General features: G+C 45.4%; 14 protein-coding genes. 5 read left to right on the top strand and 9 right to left on the bottom strand.

Annotation, left to right across the window (positions count from 1 at the left end; all coding sequences use genetic code 11):
- Positions 1–1,035: 1,035 nt before the first annotated feature.
- Complete coding sequence (locus QUB10_RS25990; protein WP_333162138.1) at positions 1,036–1,380, bottom strand: DUF4870 domain-containing protein; 345 nt, start codon at positions 1,378–1,380, stop codon at positions 1,036–1,038.
- 101 nt (positions 1,381–1,481) lie between these two features.
- Here QUB10_RS25990 and prfC point away from each other — a divergent pair, with 101 nt between their 5' ends.
- From prfC to QUB10_RS25975, 3 genes are all read left to right on the top strand, one after another.
- Positions 1,482–3,110, top strand: a complete 1,629-nt coding sequence (gene prfC, locus QUB10_RS25985; RefSeq protein WP_333206076.1) for a peptide chain release factor 3 — start codon at positions 1,482–1,484, stop codon at positions 3,108–3,110.
- 167 nt (positions 3,111–3,277) lie between these two features.
- Complete coding sequence (locus QUB10_RS25980) at positions 3,278–3,724, top strand: hypothetical protein (RefSeq protein WP_333206075.1); 447 nt, start codon at positions 3,278–3,280, stop codon at positions 3,722–3,724.
- Between the two features lie 454 nt (positions 3,725–4,178).
- The gene (locus QUB10_RS25975; protein WP_333085680.1) at positions 4,179–4,448 is read left to right on the top strand and encodes a hypothetical protein; all 270 of its coding nucleotides are present in this window, start codon (positions 4,179–4,181) and stop codon (positions 4,446–4,448) included.
- Between the two features lie 263 nt (positions 4,449–4,711).
- On the opposite strand, the gene QUB10_RS25970 is transcribed toward QUB10_RS25975, so the two are convergent.
- The 4 genes from QUB10_RS25970 to QUB10_RS25955 all read right to left on the bottom strand — a co-directional run bounded on the left by QUB10_RS25970 (position 4,712) and on the right by QUB10_RS25955 (position 6,237).
- The gene (locus tag QUB10_RS25970; RefSeq protein ID WP_333050292.1) at positions 4,712–5,125 is read right to left on the bottom strand and encodes a PIN domain-containing protein; all 414 of its coding nucleotides are present in this window, start codon (positions 5,123–5,125) and stop codon (positions 4,712–4,714) included.
- Complete coding sequence (locus QUB10_RS25965) at positions 5,122–5,472, bottom strand: hypothetical protein (RefSeq protein ID WP_333206074.1); 351 nt, start codon at positions 5,470–5,472, stop codon at positions 5,122–5,124. The genes QUB10_RS25970 and QUB10_RS25965 overlap by 4 nt, the downstream gene beginning before the upstream one ends.
- A 199-nt stretch (positions 5,473–5,671) precedes the next feature.
- On the bottom strand, positions 5,672–6,007 hold the full coding sequence (locus QUB10_RS25960) for a DUF5615 family PIN-like protein (protein WP_333206073.1): 336 nt from the start codon (positions 6,005–6,007) through the stop codon (positions 5,672–5,674).
- Positions 6,007–6,237 carry a DUF433 domain-containing protein gene (locus QUB10_RS25955; protein ID WP_333206072.1) on the bottom strand — a complete coding sequence of 77 codons (231 nt, stop codon included), beginning with the start codon at positions 6,235–6,237 and terminating at the stop codon, positions 6,007–6,009. Before QUB10_RS25955 ends, QUB10_RS25960 begins: the two co-directional genes overlap by 1 nt.
- Positions 6,238–6,543: 306 nt before the next feature.
- Here QUB10_RS25955 and QUB10_RS25950 point away from each other — a divergent pair, with 306 nt between their 5' ends.
- Positions 6,544–9,117 (top strand): zinc metalloprotease HtpX, encoded by a 2,574-nt coding sequence (locus QUB10_RS25950; RefSeq protein ID WP_333206071.1) that lies wholly within the window; start codon positions 6,544–6,546, stop codon positions 9,115–9,117.
- A gap of 1,116 nt (positions 9,118–10,233) precedes the next feature.
- Positions 10,234–10,797 (top strand): RNA-binding protein, encoded by a 564-nt coding sequence (locus QUB10_RS25945; protein ID WP_333094544.1) that lies wholly within the window; start codon positions 10,234–10,236, stop codon positions 10,795–10,797.
- 338 nt (positions 10,798–11,135) lie between these two features.
- Here QUB10_RS25945 and QUB10_RS25940 read toward each other — a convergent pair whose 3' ends face one another.
- From QUB10_RS25940 to QUB10_RS25925, 4 genes are all read right to left on the bottom strand, one after another.
- On the bottom strand, positions 11,136–12,143 hold the full coding sequence (locus QUB10_RS25940) for a tellurite resistance TerB family protein (RefSeq protein WP_333206070.1): 1,008 nt from the start codon (positions 12,141–12,143) through the stop codon (positions 11,136–11,138).
- Positions 12,144–12,546: 403 nt separating this feature from the next.
- The gene (locus QUB10_RS25935) at positions 12,547–19,500 is read right to left on the bottom strand and encodes a CHAT domain-containing protein (RefSeq protein ID WP_445300831.1); all 6,954 of its coding nucleotides are present in this window, start codon (positions 19,498–19,500) and stop codon (positions 12,547–12,549) included.
- Between the two features lie 1,047 nt (positions 19,501–20,547).
- Entirely contained in the window at positions 20,548–21,654 is a 1,107-nt protein-coding gene (locus QUB10_RS25930; protein WP_333206068.1) for a hypothetical protein, read from the bottom strand.
- Positions 21,651–23,546 carry a CHAT domain-containing protein gene (locus tag QUB10_RS25925; protein ID WP_333206067.1) on the bottom strand — a complete coding sequence of 632 codons (1,896 nt, stop codon included), beginning with the start codon at positions 23,544–23,546 and terminating at the stop codon, positions 21,651–21,653. Before QUB10_RS25925 ends, QUB10_RS25930 begins: the two co-directional genes overlap by 4 nt.
- Positions 23,547–23,566 lie beyond the last annotated feature (20 nt).

The raw sequence follows: 23,566 nt of genomic DNA, 5'->3' as shown, positions 1-23,566 counted from the left end.
GTCCCGCCCGTCCAAAAAGGACGGGCGGGACGCCCATCCCACAATAACAATTAAAGTTGTAAGTTATTTAATTCGCGATCCTTAGCGGTATTTATCACAAATGTAGCCATCTTATGGTATTTGCTCCACCATTTGCCGAAGCATGGTAAAGGAGCTTAAAGTTTTGATTATTCAGAGGAAACTCACTGGATTTTATAAATGTCAGCATTTTCCCTTTAAATTTCATAAAACGGCTGATCCGTCAAATAAAAACCTCAATCTTTACAATAATTTTGTGATTGTAAAGATTCGATAAAGCTACGAGGGGTTAGACCCCCTATGAGTTATACTGACATATATATAGATGCACCCTGATGGCTTTCCCGTTCCACAAGAGCGGGATTTTTATTGGAAAAATATTGTATTAAGTTTTAAGACATCTGGTAGAGATAGAATTGGTGGAACATTTCCATAAAACGATCGCCAGATGCAAAAATAGCACAGCTAAAGCAAAAACGAGGGTTCGGAGCGATCGAACATCCGCCCTAACTCTGCGAAATAACCCAAAGACGTTAGCATAGTGTGGGAAACGGCATCAATGGAAGCTCAACTTAGCGTTCGCAACAGCGCTGCAACAGGGCGAAAACACCATAATTAATAGTTGATTTTGCTATAATTTTTGAAGTCTTATGGATTAAGAAGATTTCACTCATGATGTTAGGTCAATTTTCTGGAATCCCCAACTGGATGATGCTTAGTTTCACAAAGTTTTAAGTTTTTTTACTGAATCTTGTCTCCGATAATCAACCCTCTTTGTCACTTATATCATGTCCGATCGAGCGATTAAAAGGGCGGGTTTTTGAGATTGTCAATTATTGGAAGATATTTTTCGTGAGGGGAACCCCTACGGTATTAGGGGTAATCGACCGGACATAATATTAAGCAGTGTATTTGCCAGTTGGGGGTAACGAATGTGAGTTATAAAACAATTAAAAACCCGGTTTCTTATTGAAGAAATCGGGTTGGTGAAATCGATGGTGAAGCGCGATTTGCTGTCTAAACTATTCGGAAAATAAAAGGGTAGCGGTAAGGTTGGTTAGGATTTTGCAAAACCTGGAGGATAGCCATTATTGTCAGTCCCCAGTGTAGCAGATAACCTAGGGGCACTAGGATAAAGCCAGCAAGACCAAAAGTGACGACAGTTAACACCACAATCACGGTGCTGTACACCCATACATTAAGGTGAAAATTGATGGCTTCTGTGGCGTTTTCTTTGACAACGGGGTCATCTGATACTAACAATACAGCGATCGGCGCTCCGATCGAGAACAGTAACGTGCTGAAAAAAATCGCCCCGTGGCACACCAGTGATAGCAGTTTCCGCTTGTCGGAGTCGTACATATTATTTTTGTTCCTTGACTTTATTGATAATTTTACCTTTAATAGCAACTGTAGCACAGGCTATAATGGCGATCGGGTGATGATTCCCCTACCTAATTGTGATGACAACAGAACTCGAAACTGAACTGCTAACTGCTGTTGAGCGCCGGCGCAACTTTGCTATTATCTCGCACCCTGACGCGGGTAAAACTACTTTGACAGAAAAGCTGCTGCTGTACGGAGGTGCAATTCACGAAGCAGGTTCTGTGAAAGCGCGGCGGGCTCAGCGACACGCTACCTCTGACTGGATGGCGATGGAACAGCAGCGGGGAATTTCTATTACTTCTACTGTTTTGCAGTTTGAGTATAAAAAATATCACATTAATCTGCTCGATACTCCGGGACACCAAGATTTTAGCGAAGATACTTATCGAACTCTGGCGGCGGCTGACAATGCAGTGATGCTTGAGGATGCTGCTAAGGGTTTGGAACCGCAAACTCGGAAGTTATTTGAAGTTTGTAAGCTGCGAAGTCTGCCTATTTTTACTTTCTTTAATAAGCTCGATCGCCCTAGCAGAGAACCTTTGGATTTGTTGGACGAAATTGAGAAGGAATTGGGGTTGCAGACTTATCCGGTAAATTGGCCGATAGGTACGGGCGATCGCTTTAAAGGTGTTTTCGATCGCAGGGCGCGCAAAATTCACTTATTCGAGCGGACTAAACACGGTTCTCGTGCTGCTGTTGATACCGTCATTGAATTGGGCGATCCGCGCATTGAAGATTTGTTGGAACAAGACCTTTACTATCAGCTCAAAGAAGAGTTAGAACTGCTGGATGAGTTGGGAACTGAACTCGATTTAGAGTCCGTTCGGGCTGGAAAAATGACGCCAGTTTTCTTTGGCAGCGCCATGAGCAATTTTGGGGTCGAACTGTTTTTAGATGCGTTTTTAGATTACGCTATGAAGCCGATCGCCCGCAAGAGCAGCGCCGGAGATTTGCCGCCAACTTATGAAGACTTTACCGGGTTTGTGTTTAAATTGCAAGCGAATATGGACCCAAGACACCGCGATCGGGTGGCGTTTATTCGGGTTTGTACGGGCAAGTTTGAAAAGGACATGAACGTGACTCACGCTCGCAGTGGTAAAACGGTGCGTTTGTCAAGACCTCAAAAGTTATTTGCTCAGGATCGCGAGTCGATCGAGGTTGCGTATCCGGGCGATGTGATCGGTTTGAACAATCCGGGAGTATTTGCGATCGGCGATACTATTTACACTGGCCAAAAACTGGAATATGAAGGGATTCCCTGTTTTTCTCCTGAACTTTTTGCTTTTTTGAGAAATCCTAATCCTTCTAAGTTTAAGCAGTTCCGCAAAGGCGTTTCTGAGTTGCAGGAAGAAGGCGCAGTGCAAATTATGTACTCGGTTGATGAGTCGAAACGCGAGCCAATTTTGGCGGCTGTCGGACAGTTGCAATTTGAAGTTGTGCAGTTCAGAATGCAGTCGGAATATAATGTGGAAACGACGATCGATATGTTGCCTTACAGTGTAGCTCGTTGGGTTGACGGCGGTTGGGAGGCGCTGGAAAAAGTTGGGCGGCTATTTAATACGGTGACGGTGAAAGATACTTGGGGAAGGCCGGTTTTGCTGTTTAGAAATGAGTGGAATTGCCGACAGGTGGAAGGGGAACACCCTGTTTTGAAGTTAAATGCGATCGCCCCTGTGGTTTCTGGTTTGGCTGTTAGCGAGGAGTAGGGCTTACGCATGGAACCCAGAAACCGGGTTTTTTTACGAGAAGACGCATTACACACCGTAAATTCGGTAAAAAACCCGGTTTCTTTGTCGGAGTGCGTAAGTTATGTGAATGATTAAAGAGATGAAGGAGGCGATCGAAATTATCTCGAAGAAAAGGAGGAAGAGTGATGCACAAGTACATTATTTTTCAGGCTGAGTCAGATGAGGATGAAGGCTGGAGACAGAGAAAACTCCAACACAGCCAAGCTCTAACTTTTATCATTGCAGAAAACTGGGACTCTTCTAACGAACCGATTCCTGAACCGGGATATCGCCCTGTAGAATTTGTGCGGGTGGAGTCAGAACACGATCCAAAGGAACACGCACACAATACTCACTATCGCGTCAGCAATTGGGAAGTTGTGCGGGTGCAAACATACACGCCTGACATTCCAACTCCGATGAGCGACTATGACGTAATTGTGATGTGTTACTGTCGGTACAACCCGATCGATACTCCTCTCAAACCGATGCCGAAACGACAGGTATCGATCGATTCTTTTGGGGGCGATGAAATAGCTTACCAGCAATACCTAGAATCGGAAGAGGGCAAGAAGTATGCACAGTCAATTTAAGCGTCAAGTCCTTTATAACGCTAAATCCTCAGCCTGACCCAAAACCTCCCAATCCCCCTCTTCAATCCAAAATCCAAAATCTAAAATCCAAAATCGGTTGACGGCGGCCCCCCTCTGCGGCTACGCTTTGAAGTGAGAGGTTGCTTGCTTGTAGAGGAGGCAGCCCGCGTCGCCCAAAAATCTAGTTGCACTGCCCAAAGCTGTTGGTAGCAGCAATGGACAGCATAACCGCCAAACTGGAATCAGCAGTCTGGAGGCTCCGAGAATCTTAACATTCTCTGTAGCCGCCCTGCTAAGTAGGTGTGCAGAATTAATTACACAATATTTCTACTGAAACCCTTGCCTAGCAAGGAGTCTTTATGTAATTAATTTTGTGTGGTTACTTATGTCTTAAAATGCGGGGCGGCTGGGTTTTTGGGTTTTTCTAGAAAACCCAAAACCAGGAGAACATATTATGTCACAGGAATTCGTGCCTGACGACAACAAATCCCAATGCCCAAATGACGACTCAGCAGCAGTATGCGAACAGGAAGTGGTGCTGTTAACGGTTGTCGGTTCGCCCAAGGGTGTCCGGGAAACCATACTCACTTTGTACCGGCTGGGATTTGCAGAAGTGGGCGATTGGAGTCCCGTACAGCGCGCGGCTAATCCGAAGCAGGTGATGAGCGTGCTGATCCGTCGGAAGCGGGCTGAGGGTACATCGCCGAGAAAATCTGGGCGGTAAGCTGCAAGGTTAAGTCCTTTTTAGGGCTTACGCATGGGGCCCAGAAACCGGGTTTTTACGAGAATACTTGGTTGTGACCCACACATTCGGTAAAAAACCCGGTTTCTTTGTCGGAGTGCGTAAGTCCTATTAATCTGATATCTTGCACCATTATCAACTACCTGTTTAGGAACGGGCAAGATGCCCGTTCCACAAAACTCAATTTTATTGTGGAACGGGCATCTTGCCCGTTCTTAACAATGGTGCAAGATGTGAGATTAATCTTATTCCAAACGTTTTAATAACTCTTTAGGTGATAGAATTGGTAAGGTGGCACCAGCGAAATCTCCTGCATCGCGGGTTACGATCGCCTCCAAGTTATCTGACAGCGCACAAGCTAACTGCACGGCATCTTCAAAATCGGTTAAATTAGATGCAAATGCTATTTCCAAAACGTGGCGATCGACGGCAGATACTTTCATTAATGCTAGTGTTTCAGCAATAGCTTGCCTAGCGCGATCGAGGCTGCGAGTTTGCCTTCTGACAATATAGAAGATATTTGTTAAGGTTGTTGCCGTTACATATCCCTCAATTTGCTCATTTTCGATCGCCTCAAATAAAGCATCAGCATCTTCTACAAACGGTTCTCGTTCTAGCAAACTATCAAGGATAATGTTGGTGTCTATTAATACCTTCATTCTAGGTATTTCTCCACCAAACGCTCTTCTAACATGAGTGCAACTTCGGCATCTGTTGGAGGTGGCATATCAGTTTTTGCTAGCCCTCTGAGTCGCTTTGCCGCACCTTTGCGATCGCGCCGCAATCTAATTTCAAATTCGTCATCTGTTGCGGGTGGCGTATCAGTTTTTGCTAGCCCAGTCACGGGTTCCACAAAATCATCCAGCAGAGGTTGGCGGGATCTGAGTTCTTGTCTGATGGACTCAACAATCGCGTTGACTAAAGCTAATCTGTCGGTAACTGATAGTTTGTGCGCTTCTCGGCTTAATGGCAGCCAAGGAATTTGGGGTATTTGGGATTCGTTCATATTTATATTTTGATATTTTCTGGGTCTATTTTAGCAAATTTAGGGCTGACGCGCGGGTGGCCAGAAACCGGGTTTTTTCGACAATTTTTGATTGTGATGCGTAGATTTGGTCAAAAACCCGGTTTCTTTAAACGTTTTTATTAAAACTGAGATGTTGCACCATTCTCAATTACTTGTTTAGGAACAGGCAAGATATGAGTTAAAACAAACTGATAATACCGCTATTAGGAGTGTCTCTTAAAACTGCGATCGCATCATAGTTATCTCTTAGTAGCCTCTCGATATCCCGCGTCGAGCAATTTCCGCGTCGTATCCAAATTACCTTGGGAGGAAACCCCAACAATAGACTCAATTCGCTAAAATCCGCATCCTTGGTAACGACAATATAGTCATGCTGACGAGCATACTCCCAAACTTCGCGATCGGGTGCGGTAGGTAATCCAATTGCATCAACATGAGCGGAATCTGGATAAATATCAGCAAGGAGATTGACAAGACGAGGAGAGAGATTTTGGTCAAATAACAGTTGTTTCATCACCCAACAACTAACATAAACTGCTCTCGTTTAGCAGCGAAACTCAAGCAAGCTAAAATATCCTGTTGCGTGAGATAGGGAAAATCCTCTAGGATTTCTTGATAAGTCATCCCAGAAGCGAGATATTCCAACACGTCATAAACCGTAATTCTCATACCTCGAATACAAGGTTTACCACCTCGCTTACCCGGTTCGATAGTAATTATCTTAGCGATGTCTTGGTCTGACATGGCATTTTTCCTTTAGCTACTGTTTTCAATTTTAGCATCAAAAAATAGAGATTAAAGCCTGGCGATTGAAATCGCTTCTTGTCAAACAAAGTCCGCGCAACGCGAGACTAAAAGAGCAAGGAAGTATTTAACCACAAATTGACATAATTCTTCAGTCCTCTTTTAGAGGACTTTAGCTTTGAGGCAGGGGTTTAAACCCCTGTCGGATCCTGGTGATCGTGCAATATCTCAGAAACAAATAATTTTAGTGAAATTATTTAAGTACCTGGCGGCAAAAGTTGCAACTAATGACAGCAAAATAGAGCTGTGTTAGAACAGTTATCGATCGACCAGCCAAGCTATCTTAGAAAGGACGCGATCGCCAGCACTGTAATGGTATCTCCACCTAATTCAAATCAATCGGGTTCATCTGCAAAACAGTCTCTAGAGGCTGGGTTAGCTGCTTTGAAAGCGCGGGATTACGATCGGGCGATCGCCCTTTTAGAATCCGTTACCCAAACCGCCGCCAATCAGTCGTCGGGAATCCGCGCGCAGATGGGGTTAGTGGCTGCGTACAAAGCAACCGGTAATGTGAAAGAGGCGATCGCCCTGTGCTCTTCCCTCGCCAAAAGTCCCAACCCTCAAGTCAAAACTTGGGCCGATCGCGCTTTAAAAGAATTAACCCCCCCTCGCCCCCCAAAACCACCGGAAAATAAACCAAAATCCGCAGAAACTCCCCCCCAAACAGGCTTTGTCGCCTTTGATGCTGCAACAAAATCGGCGAAAAAATCGATTGGGGGCGATAGACCGACCGCCGATAAAAAAACAGGATTTTTACCTTTAGAGCCGACTGCCGCGCCTGTAAACGCCAAATCGCAACCGATTTCCCCGCCACCTCCACCCCCCACACCGCCGATTCGCCCGACATCAGAGGGCGGGCACGGGGGCACCGCCCCTACAGAAACCGCACCCGATACCGCAGAAATTAGCGGCGAAAATAGTTCCGCTTCCCCAACAGATATCCCCGGAGTCGCCAGCCCAGATACTTACCAACTCACTTGGCGCGACACCGGGCGCGCGAAAAGCCCGCGCCCCCTCAAACCGCTGAAGTTGCTGGAGTTTCGGGTGCAAGCCGTTGCAAGTGCGATCGCCCTATTTTTCCTAGCCCGGTTTATCCTGCAATTCCTGCTGACAAACACTAATTCTCTGTTGGTTCAGCTTTACATATTCACTAGACTGCCTATTTTCGCGCCGATTCAGCTTTTTTACCGCGATCCAACTCCGTTTGTTCAGATGGTTTTTGGATTGCTTTTGGCCTCGTCTCCCTGGCTGATAGACGCGCTGCTGAAACTGTTTTGCGGCATCGAAACTCTGCGCGGGTCAGTTTTATCCAAGCACAGCAAGGAAGCTAGTCGGGTACTGCGAAGCTTTTGTACGAAGCAAAATATGCCGGTGCCGGTGCTGAAACTCTTGCCGCTGAATGTTCCTGTAGCTTTCAGTTACGGCGGTTTGCCCCGTTTTGCTCGGATTGCTGTGAGTCGCGGGCTGTTGGAACAATTGACGGATGATGAAATTGCTACTATTTTCGCGCGCGAGTTGGGCCATATCTCTCACTGGGATTTTGCGCCGATGTCCCTGGCGCTGCTGGTGATTCAGATTCCTTACTTGATTTATTGGCAGGTGGCGCACTGGCAAGAGCGGTTGTGTGATTTAATGACGATCGAGTTTTTGCGTTCTGCTGTTAAATTTGTGGCCGCTGCAATTTCTGCTATTAGTTACGGGATTTATAAGTTGTTGCGCTGGCCGATGTTGTGGCTGTCGCGCCGCAGAGTGTATTTTAGCGATCGCACTGCTGCGGAAATTACGGGTAATCCTAACGGTTTGACGCGGGCACTGGGTAAAATTGCGATCGGCATTGCTGCTAATATCGAGCAGCAAAAACAAACTAGCTTTTTCCTCGAAAGTTTCGATCTATTGTTACCCGTAGGTGTTGGACAAGCTGTAACCCTTGGTTCTGCTGCATTACACGCGCCGCTAGAACAGATTTTGCTGTGGGATGTCAGCAATCAGGAGCGCAATTGGTTGACGGTTAATCGCGCGCATCCTTTGCTGGGAGAGCGTTTGAAGCTGTTGGCTCTTTATGCTCAATTCTGGCAAGTGGAGACAGAGTTAGATTTGGCAAACGCGGGAGTGCAAGAACAACCCAGGAAAGGAAAATTGTCTCTGTTTAAGTCAATACTCGAATTTAAAGACTCAAAACTATTTTTACAGGGTGCGCCGTTTTTTGGGATTCCGATGAGTTTGGGGATAGTCGGCGTGCTGTGGCTGATTGGCTGGATTTTTTCGAGGACGAGTATCTGGCAGTTGGATTGGCTTTGGGGCGATCGATCGATTCTTTGGGGGTGTTTGCCGATCGGATTTAGCATCGGTACTTTGATGCGGATCAATTATTTCTTCCCGGATATTATACCGCGAGAAACCGCTTCCCCGAGTTTGCCGGAAATTTTGTCAAATCCCGAGAGTTTGCCGCTGGATGCTGAACCGGTGCGGCTGGAAGGGCAACTTTTGGGTAGGCCTGGTATGAATAATTGGCTGGGACAAGATTTGATTTTGCAAACGGCGACGGGTTTGGTGAGGTTGCACCATGTTTCGAGGTTTGGCTACATTGGCTCTTTGTGGCCATTTTTGTTCAAAGAGACTACTCGCCCCAGCGATTTGATCGGAACATCTGTTGTCGCGACTGGTTGGCTGCGCCGGGGTGCTACTGTGGCGATCGACCTTGAAAGTCTCCGCAGTCAAGGAGGGAGGGTTAGTGACAGCGGACATCCGATTTGGTCTGCGGTTTTGGCTTTTGCTGCTGCTTTTTGGGGCGCATACATCATTATCCAGGGGCCAAGGTGAGGAATAATTGTCGGATTGTGGGGTGAATCTCACATCTTGCACCATTCTCAGGAACAGGCAAGATGCCTGTTCCACAAGAAAATTCACTCTTTGTGGAACAGGCATCTTGCCTGTTCATAAAAAGCTTATTGAGAATGGTGCCACTTCTCAGGTGAATCGGTCTCAACGGGCAGCCTCGATCGGTTTTGAGTTAAACAGCGGATGGGCGATCGGATTCTGGAGTTGCTCCCTACGCACCCTACAGTCTATCCGTTACATCCGTTACATCCGTTACATCCGTTACAAAATCCGTTGCCGAACTTCCTTCGTAAAGAAAAGTTGCTTTTTTGCCCGCAGTCTGTTACATTAGTTTACAGGAATTGGATTGAACCAAATAGCGCGATAACTTCAGTTGGCTAAAATCCCTTAAGGCATTGCGTAAAAATTGTCAACATCCCAACACAGCAAGTACAGCCAGCCGCTTGTCGGCTGTTTTTTTTCGATCGCTATTTTTGCTGTGCCAGATGAATTCTCAAAAGTGATTCAGATGTGGTTTCCGTTAAATTCAGACTGAAATCTTCCTAAATAACTAGCTCTGTTACCAAGGCTGTGATACCTTTAAAGAATGCTCGGACTCTGCCGGGCCTGATTTAAGGGATAGCAGGTAAGTGAGTAGTTCTCAGCATTAGGAGCGAGATTAGGATCGAGGTAAGATTACTGGCTGAAAAAATGTTAGCCATTTTATCCATCACTGTATTAAACTGAATACTGGCATTCCGATCGCTTACAATTGACATCCTTGGACATAAATTTCTAGACGGCGCTGGCTATAAACATTCTGAATCAAAACCGGAAGCAAGTAATACAGAATAGCCAATAGCCTAAACATTTGAGTGATGACTAAAAGTTTACACAACAACCTGAGATTTAAAAGCTCTCTGCATCGGCGGTTAAGTTCCGGCCTTATCAGAGTAAATCATCTTTTTGTTCTAAAAGGTGGGGGGAGCTGTCAAGGTTGGTGGGAGGAATGCGCTAATTCTCGGGTTAGGTGGTGTTTGCCTGAAGTAAATATTCAGTTGACTTCAGGTAATTCTGTTCGAGCAAATTAATTAAAATCCAAGTCGGGAGGAATTTTTCATGTCTATTCGTCTTTATGTTGGCAATCTACCAAAGGAACTCGATCGCCAAGAATTGCAAGAAGTTTTTGCACCGGAGGGCGAATCTGTTACCACCAAGGTAATTACAGACCGCAAAACTGGAAAATGCCGAGGATTCGGTTTTGTGACGGTGCTAACCGACGAACAAGCCGACCAAGTTATTGAGAAATACAACGGCTTGATGTTCAAAGAAAACCCGCTGAAAATAGAGAAGGCATTACCCCGCTCTAAGGGTAAATCTGAGAAGGGCGAAGACGATCAGCAGCAGTCGCCGCAGTCACCGCAATTGGTGTCGGCATCGGCGTCTGTGCCTATGCCTGTGCCTGCGCCTCAGCAACAGCAGCGCTCGGCTCCTCCTACCCAAGGTGGAGGCGGTTCCAGCAAAAGCAATCGCCGTCGGGGTGACAACAACAAGTCTCGCCGCAATCAGTCAGCAGCAACGGTGTCGAGCGCTGATTCCGGCTCGGTGCAGCCAGATCCGCGCTGGGCGAGTGCTTTGGAAGAACTCAAGCAAAGATTGGTGGAAGCTCAGACTACTAATTAGTCGAAAATGGCGGCTAATTGCTGCTGCCTCTCGACTTTGGTTGACTGAATGTATCTGGAAGTGCGATCGAGAATCGGTCAAAAAAGCCTGTTGTCGATCGCACTCTTTATGGCAAAAAACCTCTAATATCTAGCAGTGCGGTAAAATAAGCGCGAGCCGGGAAGTAATGAAAACTCAAGTCTTCACTACCAACCAGTTTAATTTTGGTCGATCGATCGGACCCGATGTCATATCCTGAGAATGGTTGGCCAAAAACCCGGTTTCTCTGAAAATATAGGGTTAAGCAGCGAGACATTTAGAAAGAAACCCGGTTTTTAGCCCCCCTAAATAATTCCTGCTTATTCGATTGGCCCGAATTCGATTGTCTCAATAAACTCAAAAATCTTGTTCATAATTCCCTCAACTTCAGACTCCAGGGAACCCAATTCATCCCCCTCCTGATAAATGCGCTGACAGCTTACGGTGTAGCAAAAATCGTCAGCAATAAAAGCCATAAGTCCCCGGTAAGCATCCAACCGAGTCAAAGGGCCATCGTTTTCTTGCACGCTGATAGTTGCACCCGCAGGCAAATCTAAAACCACGAAATAAGCTTCTTCATCTTCTAAATATTCTGCGTGGAGTAACTTAGAATTGGGAACATTAGCAAGAATTGCCTGAGAAACAAAATTGTCGAGAAAAGACTTGAGATAACCTTCCTCACCAACCGACTCGATTGTTTCTTCCACTTCACCAGCAACAGGGAAATAATCAATTTTCAGCAAAACACCAAAGTCGTCTGAAAATGCGACACAGCCTTCTTGATCATCAATTTTACCGCCTCGTTCCTCGTCAACTGGAATGGGAACGCTAAAATTGCCTTCAGGAGATACGTACCATGCCCCATCGAAATCAGACTCTTCGCCCTCTACTTCCGAGTAAGCAGCAATTACATCCTCAATAATTTCTGCAGCTTCCTCGTCTTCCACACCTAATGCTTCCTGGAATTCTTGGAGAAAAGCCTGGTGCTTCTGGGATATTTCGCCATCTCCGACAAACATTGCTGCGGTAATTGCAAAAGTATCCAATACTAACTCATCTGGCATGGATTCCCAAGCAGTATTAAATAATGCTCCTAAACCGTCTTGGGCAACAATACCGGCGAGTCTTTGAAACATTGCTGACATATCATCTTCCGAGTATTCAGCAAAGATTTCTGATTCCCAAAGTATGCTTTCTAAGATATCAGCATCCGTATCAGGGGAATTTGCCTCTGCTGCAACAAATGCTACCGCTGCTACGGATTCTTCTAAAGTCAAGCTTGCTTCGGATTGGTCTTCTGAATTGAATATTTTATCAAACTTGCCCACAGGTTTTGCCCCGCTAGTGTTTAGTTTTGCTATTCATAGCAAATTTATGACATAAAAAGATAGTAGTCAGGGATACATTTACTTTTTGCAAAATGCCACCAGTCAATGTGGGGTGTGCACGAAGCGCATTGGTGTCAACAGAAGTCTGGGTAAATATCAAATCTCCGATTAACGGCGTTGCATAATGGCGGGATGATTTTGATTGTTTTGTGGGATGGGCGTCCCGCCCGTCCGCTTATTTTCAAAGCAGGCGGGACACGTACCCCACAAGCATCATCCTCAAATTGTGCAAGGCCCGATTAACACCACTAAAAAAAAAGAATCCAAGTGTAGGCCCGTGCTCCAAACCCATACATCATCAGTCATTCCCAATTCTAAAATCTAAAATCTAAAATGGTATAACCTACCAAGGACTGCCAATTATTGTGAATCCGGCCCAAAACTTGGGGTGTGAGAAATCTGCATTGGCTACTTGTGTGGCTTGATTAATGTCGATCGCGCCTTGAGTTCCCCGCAATTGACCGTCTTTTACTACAATTTGTTTGTGAATCATTGCCAGTTGAGCTTTTCTGAGCGCTTCAGCTTTAATTGGCGCCGATCGCAAATTGCCGTAAAACTCGGTCATCAACGCCAAAGTGCCGATATCATTAACTTTCCACAAACTCGCTAGCGCTGATTTTACACCACTGCGGACGGCCAGTCCAGCAAATCCCATTTCTGCTGTATTGTCCCCGATCGCAGTTTCGCACGCACTCAGCACTAATAATTCTACTTGTCGGCGATCGTACCACTTCGCCAACCTAAATTCATCTAGCGCCAAAGAGCTGTCCCACAAATCAATCTCAGCTTCTTTTTTTCCATTTTCGCCTTGAGGAAAACTGGCGTGAGTAGCTAAGTGAACGATTCCAAATTCCTGTTGTTCTCGCTGTTTTCTCAGGTTTTGCAGGGTAAATTCTTGATTGAGAAAAGAGCGACCTTGCCACAAGGGAAATCCTGCTGGATTTTGCGTTTCTGTTCTCCTCCCGGCGATCGCAGATAATTCGATCGGCACTGCTGGCAAACGCTCTTTCTTGGTGTGTGGAAACTCTGAAGCACCCATTGCTAAAACTTCGGCATTCAGCAAACTTTGATAATTGGTGTTAGTCAAGCTGATGCTGGGAATTGAACCTAGACTGTATTTTTCTATTAAAAATTGGTTGCCATCGTGTAAAGCTGCTATGGGCAATTGGCGCAAACCGGCATCAAATGCAAAAATGAGAGTGTCGATATTTAATGATTCTAAATTTTGAGAAATCGGTGCAACTAACCATTTGTAAAGTTCCTGGGCGCTTGGCAAATATCTTGTATCTTGCGAACCCCAAGGATTCCCTAAATATTCCTGCAAATATTTCACATTTTTCTTTAATTCTATTATTGTGGCAAGGGCGACTTTTTTGATAATTGGAGGGCCATCTGGAACTACTAAAATTAGCCACAAGTCTCGGATACCTGCCACAACGTAAACAATTACAGCTTGCTTCCCGGTTTCTTCCTTAATTGTTTTGAGAGTTTCTCTTAGATATTGAACGTTGATTTTTTTATCCGTGAAATTTTCCCCATAATAATTTTCGTAGTCTTGTTCAAAGAGTTGGTCAATTAAAGCAACAGCATCGTTAGCATTGCCTTGTTCTAAAGTTTGTTCTACGAGCAACCTGCTAATTGGTGAGGGAAAGAGATTTGGGATATCTGCGGGTGGGGGATTTTCTGCGATCGGAGTTGCTACGGGTGCTGGAGTTGGTTCGGGAGTTGGGGCGGGTGCTGGAATTGTTGCGGGAATTGGAGTTGGTGGCGGCGCTGGAGTTGGTGCGGGAATTGGTGCGGGCGCTGGAGTAATACTCGGTGAATCTTGAACTGGCGCTGTATTTATTGCAGCTATTCTCTCCCAAAGATCAGAAAGATTGACATCAAAGGGTTCAGAATTAGCAATCGGTAAACTAGGAGTTTGCACAATTATTTCCGGCGGAGTTTCTGCGACTGAAACAGTTAAATTGTCAGTAGATGTCTGTGTGGAAATTAGGTTATTTGCTTCGGCTCCCGCAATCGTGTTAACTGACGGGGAGTAAGGAAGTTCTAGGGAGATAATTGTTTCATTGTTACGCTTCCAATCTAATTCGGTATTTCCCGTTTCAGCATTTTGGTCGATCGAGGTTTGTGCTCCCAATAAATCGCCAATTAAAAAAGCTAACTCCTGTTGCGGAGTTTGGCTTGGGCTGACAGCGGGCGCGGGTACGATCGCACTTGTAGGTGCGGGTACGATCGCACTTGCAGGTGCTGGCTGAATCTGAGTTACAGGCTGGGTTAGAGAGGCAAGAGGGGCTGTGGGCGCGGGATTTGGCGCGTTTGAAGGTTGAGGGGCGATCGCAGGTTGAGCGCCGAGGGAGGAGTTGATTTGGGAAACAGAGGGAAGGGTAGGCCTCGAAGCTAGGCGGGCAGCAGCGTTTGGGGTTGTGGGTGTTGAGGGCTGGGTGGGGCGCGCGCGGGGTGGCAGTAGGAATAAACCGGGCAATTCAGGTAGTTGGAAGTTGAGGGGAAAACCAGTTATCGGATCGGGTGTTGCCGAAGGTGCGATCGAAGTTTCGGGTGTTGCCGAAGGTTCGATAAATATTTGGGGAATTGGGAAAGGTGCGATCGAGCTTTCGGGTGTTGGGGCAGGTGCGATCGAGTTTTCGGGTGTTGCCAAAGGTGCGAGGGGTAAACGCGGTGGGAGTTGCGGTGAGGGCGTGGCTGCGGGCGCTGGAGTCGGTGTTGGGGAAGGGGCTGGAGTAGCTGCGGCTGTGGGTGCGGGCGTGGGAGTAGCTGCGAGTGTCGGTGCGGGCGTGGGAGTAGCTGCGAGTGTCGGTGCGGGCGTGGGAGTAGCTGCGAGTGTCGGTGCGGGCGTGGGAGTAGCTGTGGCTGTGGGTGCGGGTGTTGGAGTAGCTGCGGGTGTCGGTGCAACTATTGGCGGCGGTACGGAAATAATTTGAATGCGATCACCATCCTGTCTGTGAGTATAAAGATAGGAATTATCCCGCAAAATTGTTTGAATAGGATTAGAATTTCCCCTAGTAATTGCACCCGCAGTTCCATTTGTGGCAGAATCACCGACAATAAACGGCGTTAATCCTGCGCCTCCGTGGCGGATAATTATAGTACCGCCGCTGCTATCTCCAGGACTTCCAGCCGTAGAAATGCTAGCATTGATGCCGTTGCTGTCTGTGAAGGAATTGAGCGATCGAAAAAACCTTCCCATCAGAATCTCGACATTGCCTCCCGTCCCCTTGCCGAGACTACTTTGAGCGTTAATTTGACTCACCGTAATATCGCCCGTAGCACTGCGGTTATAAGCCGTGACATTCCCTGCATTCCCCTGCGCCGAAGAGTCAATTTTACCAACAGTAATACTTCCGGTAGCGTCGAGCAATATACTGCCGCCATCACCAGCAGACGAGGTATTGATATCGCCCGCAGTAATATTAGTTCCAGCATTCAAAGCAATATTACCGCCATTGTTAGGGGAAGTCGCATCAAGATTTTTAGTTATGATTTCTCCGTTCTCACTAAACAAAGAAATTCCGGCGGGTGAGGTAATATTTTTGGCGGTAATATTATTCGTAGTAATAATGTTAATTGCAGCGGGACTTTCGGGGATATCATCTTGAATATTAACGCTGTTGAGGGGAGAGACACTGCCCACAGCATCGCCAAAATCAACACTTCCGGCATCGGGTTGAACAGTTAGACTGTAAGGGCCGTCAACAGTAGACTTAAAAGTAATATCGCCAGTCTCTAGAATCTTGACCGACAGGTTGTCACCTAATGTTACCGGAGCGTTAAAAGTAATGTTATTGCGGTTGGTTTCGATATTTCCCTTAGCAGTAATAGAGTCATTTGCCTTGACATCAATATTGCCACCAGTCACAGTAATACTGGGAGCGAAAGTGCGGGAATTAATATCAGATGTCGCAACAGTTCCGCCAGCATTTATGGTGATTCCTCCGCCCTTACCATTGGCCGCAGCGGTAATAATTGGGCCGGCAGTTGTGTCGATATTACCGCCGCTTTGAATGCGAAGATTACCGCTATTGGCGTTGAAGCCGCTTAATAAGAGAGCGCTACCAATTCCTGCTGTACTGATGTTGGTTCCAGCTTCGAGGGAAATATTGCCGCCGTTGTTGCCGCCGATCGCATTGATGATTCCGGCGGTAGTGTCGATCGCCCCGCCGCTTTTAAACGTGATTGAGCCGCCGTCTTGAGTACCACTGGCTTGAATACCACGAGTAGTAATGTTGCCAGTGCTGGCGGTAATATTAACACTTCCACCCTGCAATTTTCCGCCAGAATTGACATTACCTATTTGAATATTACCGTTAATCGTAGATAGAGTAATGTTGCCACCATTCCCATTAGGAGAACGAGTCGATAATAAATCTAAGCTATATCCTGGTATTTCACTTGGTGTTTCTATGCCATTCTTAGCTTGGAGGTTGATATTGCCAGCATTGCCACTAATATTAGCTTCGGTATTGAGAATGCCTGTGCTAATTTTACCATTCATGCTAGTGAGGCTAATATTACCGCCGCCAGTATCACCTGGTATGTACACGCCTGAAATGCTTAGAAGATTAATATCGCCATTAGCCAAAATGGTTACATTACCGCCAGTACCCTTGCTGTCAGATCGGGCATCTATGGAGCCAGCTACTGAGTTTGCCGATCCAATAGAGATCGCACCTCCACTTGAAAGAAAAATATTACCAGGAGTATTACCAATTGTATCGATCTGACCTGGAGAAATTATAATGTCACCATTGGTAGTCTTGAGGGTAACATTCCCACCCGTTGGGCATTGAGGGCCACCAGCGCTGATGCTATTCCCATTAAGATTAATTCCATTACCAGCCTCCATAGTTATATTACCACTAACACCATTACGAGAATCGGAATTAACACTCCCTTTTAAGCTAAGGCTCTTATCACCTATCAACGTTATTGCCCCACTATTTTGCAAGGCAGATGAACCAATGCTATTAGTAGTAATATTGCCGCCCGCACTGAGATTAATTGCGCCACCTCTGTTAGTTGAAGTGAACAAGGAACTTTGCAACTGACTTGTAATGATATCGCCCTTAGTGTTGGTAATATTAATATTTCCACCCTGCAATATACCAAAAGTATCTACGCTACCAATATTAATATTTCCATTAGTAGTAGATAAAGTAACGTTGCTGCCATTGCCGTTACTAGAAGTACCCGCGATAATTCCTGTTGTCGGTGTTGTGATGCCACTGTTAGCTTGAATTGTAATATTTCCAGCAGCGCTATCGCCCGTTGTATCGATCGTTCCGATATCAATTGAACCGCCGCTCGTAAGTGCTATCTGCCCGCCGTTTTGAATCGCCTTTACATTGAGATCGCCAGTCGTAATAGTGCCACCTGCATTCAAAGTAATATCGCCGCCATTCTTGAGACTGCCCAGACTAAGCCCAGTAGAAAGTGTACCTGTAAGGATGTTGCCTCCAGCAGTTAAAGATATTATACCACTACTATCATCCATTGTCTGACCTGTATTAATACTTCCTGTTTGAATGTTGCCTGTGGCTTGCATAATTATAGGGACTGTATTATTTAAAGTAGGACTATAAGCCCAAAAGTTTCCTGTTTGAATGTTGCCGCCAGATTGTAAAATTACCGCTCTAGAACCGCCCCAAATCAATTCATAACCCGTAGGAGGGCTACCATAAGCTGCAGCGGTACTGGTAATTCTTATATCTCCATTAACAATAATATTTCCCGTACCCGAAGTCGTATCTATTTTGATAGATGGACCTATATAAGTTCCCGAAATAATAATGTCATCTATAGCTTGCATAATTACAGGCCCTGCGTTCTTGGTTAGAGAGATATAAGTATCAATACCTCTTGTTTGAATCTTGCCGCCAGATCGCAAAATTACCGCTTGCGAAGTACGCAGAATAAATTCATCTGTGCCGGGATCACCGCTAGTAATATTTGTGTCTGGACTCGTAATACTTATATCTCCATTAAAAATAATATTTCCCGTACCCGAAGTCGTATCTACCTTGAGGGAAGCCCCCGTATATCCCCCAGAGATATAGTCATTGGGCTGCGTAAATATTGGATCGTACAAACTGGTAAAATTAGCAGGTTTGCCCGATCGATCGAGAATTGACATATTATTGCCACTGCGAAAGTGAGCATCTGTAGATATCATGCCATCACTCACTAAAGTCAAATTTCCACCGCTCACAAATGGCGTTTGCGAAAGATGATTCAGCGCCAAAATATCGATACTTTGATTTCCCTGAATGTAGAGATTTCCGCCAGCATTCGCCACAAACGGATTTGCCACACTATCGCGCACCCGCACTGTATTGTCAGCCAGCAAATTCAAATCGCCAGTTGTACGCAACAGACTTTCAACTAATGTCAAATTGCGATTAGCTGACAGCGTTGCATTCTCCGCAGTTACTTCTTTAGCAGTGACATCTCCATTCTCTACCTGCAAACCAGAACCAGTTAATTCTATTTGCCCTCCAGCGTTGACTGTCACCCCCGTTGCACTTCCCCCGCCACCCGCCAACAACTGCGGCAAAGATGCAACTGGCAACACCCAATTTTGAGGCAAACTGCCCGCTGCAGATTGCGGCTGAATCTCCAAACTCAACAGATTTCCCGGTTGACTAATTCTGACTAAACTCTCGCCGGGAACCGCCGCAACAATAATATTTCCTCCCGGTGCAGAAAGTTGTCCCGTACTCAAAACTGTACCACCCAATAAAGTTAAATTTTGCCCTTGTCCCACGGCCAAATTGCCTAAATTGACAATTCCTCCCGGTTGCGTATTTGTAAAAGCAAAACTATTAGGATTTCCGATTAATTGAGTATAATTATTAGTACCAGCCGCACTAAACCAGTTATTGCCAAAACCGATGCCCGTCGCAGTAGTCGCAGTGAAAGCAGCAGGCACATTCAAACTGGCATTTGCACCAAATACAATCCCCGCCGGATTCATTAAAAATAAATTGGAATTGCCGCCCGTTATTTGAATTAATCCGTTAATTAGCGAAGCATCGCCGCCGACAACTCGCCCTAAAATATTGCGGATATTGGGGTTTGATATAAAGTTAGCAGTTTGTCCTTGAGTTAAACCAAATTGCTGGAAACTGTGAAAGAGATTTGCACCGTCGCCGGATTGTTGGCCGCCGTTGATGTTGAATTGGTTGCCGCTGGGAGTAATTTGAGTATTAGTGCCGTCGGTTGCGGGGGTAATTTGGGCTGTGGCTGTTTGGGATGGGGCGAAAAGTCCTATTTCCCACATTGCTAATGCGGTAAATGAGAGGAAGGTGAGGAAAAAGCGGGTTTTTTTTTGTGTTGATTTCATGGTTTTGTTAGTAGATGTTATGATCGTACATTCATCAACAATAAATTATAATATCACAATCCTGTAGGGGCGGGTTCACCGAAATATATGACACCCAACGACGAATCGTAAAAACCCGCCCGCACCCCACCCAAATATTAATAATTCATTGAATTTCACGCGGTGGCGGGGATGTTGTTTGGGGTTATTGGTTGGGTGCGGGCGGGTTTATAAAGATTATTTGTGGGTGACAAAATCCCTCGCGAACCCGCCCCTACGAATTTTGGTTGTTTGGGGTTATTTGTTGGGTGGGTGCGGGTTTATAAAGATGATTTGTGGGTGACAAAATCCCTCGCGAACCCGCCCCTACGAATTTTGGTTATTGCGATCGTAGATTCATCAACAATAAATTATAATATCACCATCCTGTAGGGGCGGGTTCACCGAAATATCTGACACCCAACGACGAATCGTAAAAACCCGCCCCCACCCCACCCAAATATTAATAATTCATTGAATTTCACGCGGTGGCGGGGATGTTGTTTGGGGTTATTGGTTGGGTGGGGGCGGGTTTATAAAGATTATTTGTGGGTGACAAAATCCCTCGCGAACCCGCCCCTACGAATTTTGGTTATTGCGATCGTACATTCATCAACAATAAATTATAATATCACAATCCTGTAGGGGCGGGTTCACCGAAATATATGACACCCAACGACGAATCGTAAAAACCCGCCCCCACCCCACCCAAATATTAATAATTCATTGAATTTAACCAGATAAATTGATGTTGTTTGGGGTAATTGGTTGGGTGGGGGCGGGTTTATAAAGATTATTTGTGGGTGACAAAATCCCTCGCGAACCCGCCCCTACGAATTGATGTTGTTTGGGGTAATTGGTTGGGTGCGGGCGGGTTTATAAACATTATTTGTGGGTGACAAAATTAGTCGCGAACCCGCCCCTACGAATTTTGGTTATTGCGATCGTACATTCATCAAAAATTCACTATTTCCTGTCTTCCCTCCTTTGCAAATCCCGCAATTGTTTATCAATCTTTTCCACCATTGGCAAATCTCCCAAGGTTGTATATCCATCTTTTGCCATTCGCAAATATTTCATAGCTTCCAGATTATTTCTCATCGCTGAATGAACTTGCCCCAATCCGTATCTAGCGGCTGTCAACTCCTCAATATCGTCAGGTTTCGCGGTATTAATCACCTTGGAATAGTAGACTTTAGCCTGGGGAACCAGTTGTAGCTTTTCTAGATACAAATCGCCCAACGTGCGATAAATGGGCGGTGTTTCCACGCCTGTTTCTTGTAAATTTTCTAAAATTTCTCTTGCTTCGGCAATCAAGTTTGTGTTAAGATAAACGCTAGAAATTGCTAATTTTTTGGCGTTTTCGTTAGGTACTTGTTTGTCGATCGCCCCAACCGCATCCTTAACAGCCTCAACCTGCTTCTCATCCAGCAAGCTAAACTCTGTATCTCCTTCTCCCACGGCACTTTCAGAAGAAGCGCCCGTATTCGCCTCGACAATCAATCGGTACCTAACACCCGGTTTCAGCGCCGGTTCCCCCGGATAGACAGCCTCAGTACCGCTAACAGTCATTTCCCAGTTTAATTTCGCTCCATTTTCCCGGAGGCTCAACTTATAGCTAGTCGCACCAGCAACCGGATTCCACCGCAAAATTGGCTTGCTGTCGAGCAATTTCGTCCGCCGCGGACTGATTATATAAGGAATTGGCGCGCTATTCCAAGCAATTTTATCGTCGCCGCGATCGGGACATTTAACCAAGTCGGCGCTACAATCAGATTTAGACTCTTCTTTGGCTAACAAACAGCTATTCAATTGATTTTCACTCCCTGCGATCGACTTAATTCCCCAATCTGCACATTGGATCGTCAGTTGTGCGTTTTGTGCGGTTCGCAATTTGTCTCCCGGATAAATCGGCGTACCGCTGGTAGGGCGGACAATTAGCCCGTTTTGGCGCTCGATCGCAACTTCCCCGCTACTATGGATAATCAGTCCGTTGGATATTCTGTTACTCGCTGCTAGTACAGTAGTTGCGATCGAGCTTAAAGCTATAAAAACTGCAATCCTGATTTTCACTTGATATTTCCTTTTATTCGTAAATGTTGTTTAGCACTTTGGATACATTGCTCTTGTTCTGGTACGCTAGATTTAGAATATTTAATCGTTTTTTCCCAGTGTTCTAACGCTTCATGGGGCTTACCTTTAGTTTCCATAACCCGTGCTAAAAAACAGTGAGCTTCAGGGCTATTGTCTGTCAATCCAATTGCTGTTTTAAAATCTATCTCTGCATCGTCATATTGCTGTTCTTTGAACCGTATCCAGCCACGATTTTTGATACAAGCAGCTTTTACACCGTCGTATTTAGCGTGTTCTAAACAAAGGTTTATCGCCTTTAAAGCTGCTTGATGTTTATCCTTGCGAATGAATAATTTAGATATTTGAGCAGAAGCATCAGGAAGTCCTCGCAATACAGCATTTTGCATTGCTTCTAACGCACCGCGATCGTCATTCAATTCGTCGCATAACATAGCTAAATTATAGTAAGGCTGTGCATAATTAAGGTTAATTAAACTTGCTAATTTGTAGAATTTTTTCGCAATTAAAGGTTTATTTTGACGGTGGTTTTCCATGCCAATTTGATTAGCAACTGGGGCAAGTATCGGGCCCATTAACATATAACTGCTAGCGGTAGTAGCTAAACCGATTCCCAGGCGCTGCATCAAATTAGAAATAAAAATAGAGATCTCGTTGTTTGGGCGATCGCCCCCAGTATCACCCAAAACATCGGCCACAGACACAAGCAGGCGATTCCCTACGGGATAGCTGCGCCGCGCGTGCTTTAATTGCAGTAAAGTCAACCCCTCAAAAGTTGGCTGCTGACAGAGCACTGGTATCGCACTCGCACCGGGAAACTCAGATTCCCACTTCTGTAAATAATCCTTAGCTTTTCTTACTGCTAAAAACAAAGGATATTCTTTGCTTAAATATCCGAATAAAGACTTAACAAAATCGTGAGCAATTTTATCTGGTATCGGCGCACGCATCACAATCATTGACGGTAAAGGCAAGCCTCCCGCCACTAAATCTGCTGCCAATTGGAGGCTAGAACAAGAGTTTAAAATTAGCAACTCCAATCCTTGAAAAATTGATTTTTCCAACCCCTCTTTTAAATAGTCTATTGTGACAGTATTATCGCAATCTGCTTGATTGATCTGGAGCCATCCATTGGCAGAATTGCTATCGCTATGTCCGCCGTAATATAAAATTTGCCAGTTTTTTTCATCCTGTGAAAGATGATCGCGCAACTGTTGAGGGGTTGGTTGTTGAATAAATTCTAACTCGCAGCGATCGCCCAAAGACCTTTGAAGACTTTTCTCATCTTGTTTCAGATCTAGTCCGTCACTATTACCGGAGACACATAAAATTCTACCTCGCGAAGGCAGAGGCATTCCGCCTGTAGTTGCCTTTTTGAGAGCTTTTCTATACTGGGACGGACTTTTAATTATTTCACAGTTTTTGTAATCTTCGCGAAATTTCCACGCATCCCAAGGCAGATGCCAATTTTCCGAATCTTTGATTTCGAGAAATACTTCAAAGCACCGATCTCGACCACCAAACGCATCAACTACATTTCTAAAATTATGCTCAATTCCCGCATAAAACTCCTCACTACTCAGCCACAGCCTCATAGATTCATTCAAATATTGATAGATCAATTGAGGATTATCTTCACAAATATTGGTTGTCCCTGTAGCCTTAACTTTAATTCTAGAAAGGATGTTGCTAGATTTTCCCGCACGACAAATAAGTTGCCATCTTTTTTGCAGATCATCAACTTCCGGGGCTGGTGGCAAACTTCCTTTAAATTTATGAACTGTTGTTTGGTTTTCTTGAAACTCCCCTGTGATGTCGGGAAAACCCTTGTGTAAATCCCCAATCCCTAAACCCAAGATAAATCTTAAGCTCATAAATTAGACGCGAATAGAGT

Source organism: Microcoleus sp. B5-D4 (assembly GCF_036705145.1).
Taxonomy (GTDB): domain Bacteria; phylum Cyanobacteriota; class Cyanobacteriia; order Cyanobacteriales; family Microcoleaceae; genus Microcoleus.
This window is presented reverse-complemented; position numbering and strand designations above follow the sequence as displayed.

What these genes read in the sequence shown, in the direction of transcription:
- QUB10_RS25935 (WP_445300831.1), bottom strand. Translation starts at nt 19,500, where the DNA reads ATGTGGGAAATAGGACTTTTCGCCCCATCCCAAACAGCCACAGCCCAA.
- QUB10_RS25960 (WP_333206073.1), bottom strand. Translation starts at nt 6,007, where the DNA reads ATGAAACAACTGTTATTTGACCAAAATCTCTCTCCTCGTCTTGTCAAT.
- QUB10_RS25965 (WP_333206074.1), bottom strand. Translation starts at nt 5,472, where the DNA reads ATGAACGAATCCCAAATACCCCAAATTCCTTGGCTGCCATTAAGCCGA.
- QUB10_RS25925 (WP_333206067.1), bottom strand. Translation starts at nt 23,546, where the DNA reads ATGAGCTTAAGATTTATCTTGGGTTTAGGGATTGGGGATTTACACAAG.
- QUB10_RS25970 (WP_333050292.1), bottom strand. Translation starts at nt 5,125, where the DNA reads ATGAAGGTATTAATAGACACCAACATTATCCTTGATAGTTTGCTAGAA.
- QUB10_RS25945 (WP_333094544.1), top strand. Translation starts at nt 10,234, where the DNA reads ATGTCTATTCGTCTTTATGTTGGCAATCTACCAAAGGAACTCGATCGC.
- QUB10_RS25990 (WP_333162138.1), bottom strand. Translation starts at nt 1,380, where the DNA reads ATGTACGACTCCGACAAGCGGAAACTGCTATCACTGGTGTGCCACGGG.
- QUB10_RS25955 (WP_333206072.1), bottom strand. Translation starts at nt 6,237, where the DNA reads ATGTCAGACCAAGACATCGCTAAGATAATTACTATCGAACCGGGTAAG.
- prfC (WP_333206076.1), top strand. Translation starts at nt 1,482, where the DNA reads ATGACAACAGAACTCGAAACTGAACTGCTAACTGCTGTTGAGCGCCGG.
- QUB10_RS25980 (WP_333206075.1), top strand. Translation starts at nt 3,278, where the DNA reads ATGCACAAGTACATTATTTTTCAGGCTGAGTCAGATGAGGATGAAGGC.
- QUB10_RS25975 (WP_333085680.1), top strand. Translation starts at nt 4,179, where the DNA reads ATGTCACAGGAATTCGTGCCTGACGACAACAAATCCCAATGCCCAAAT.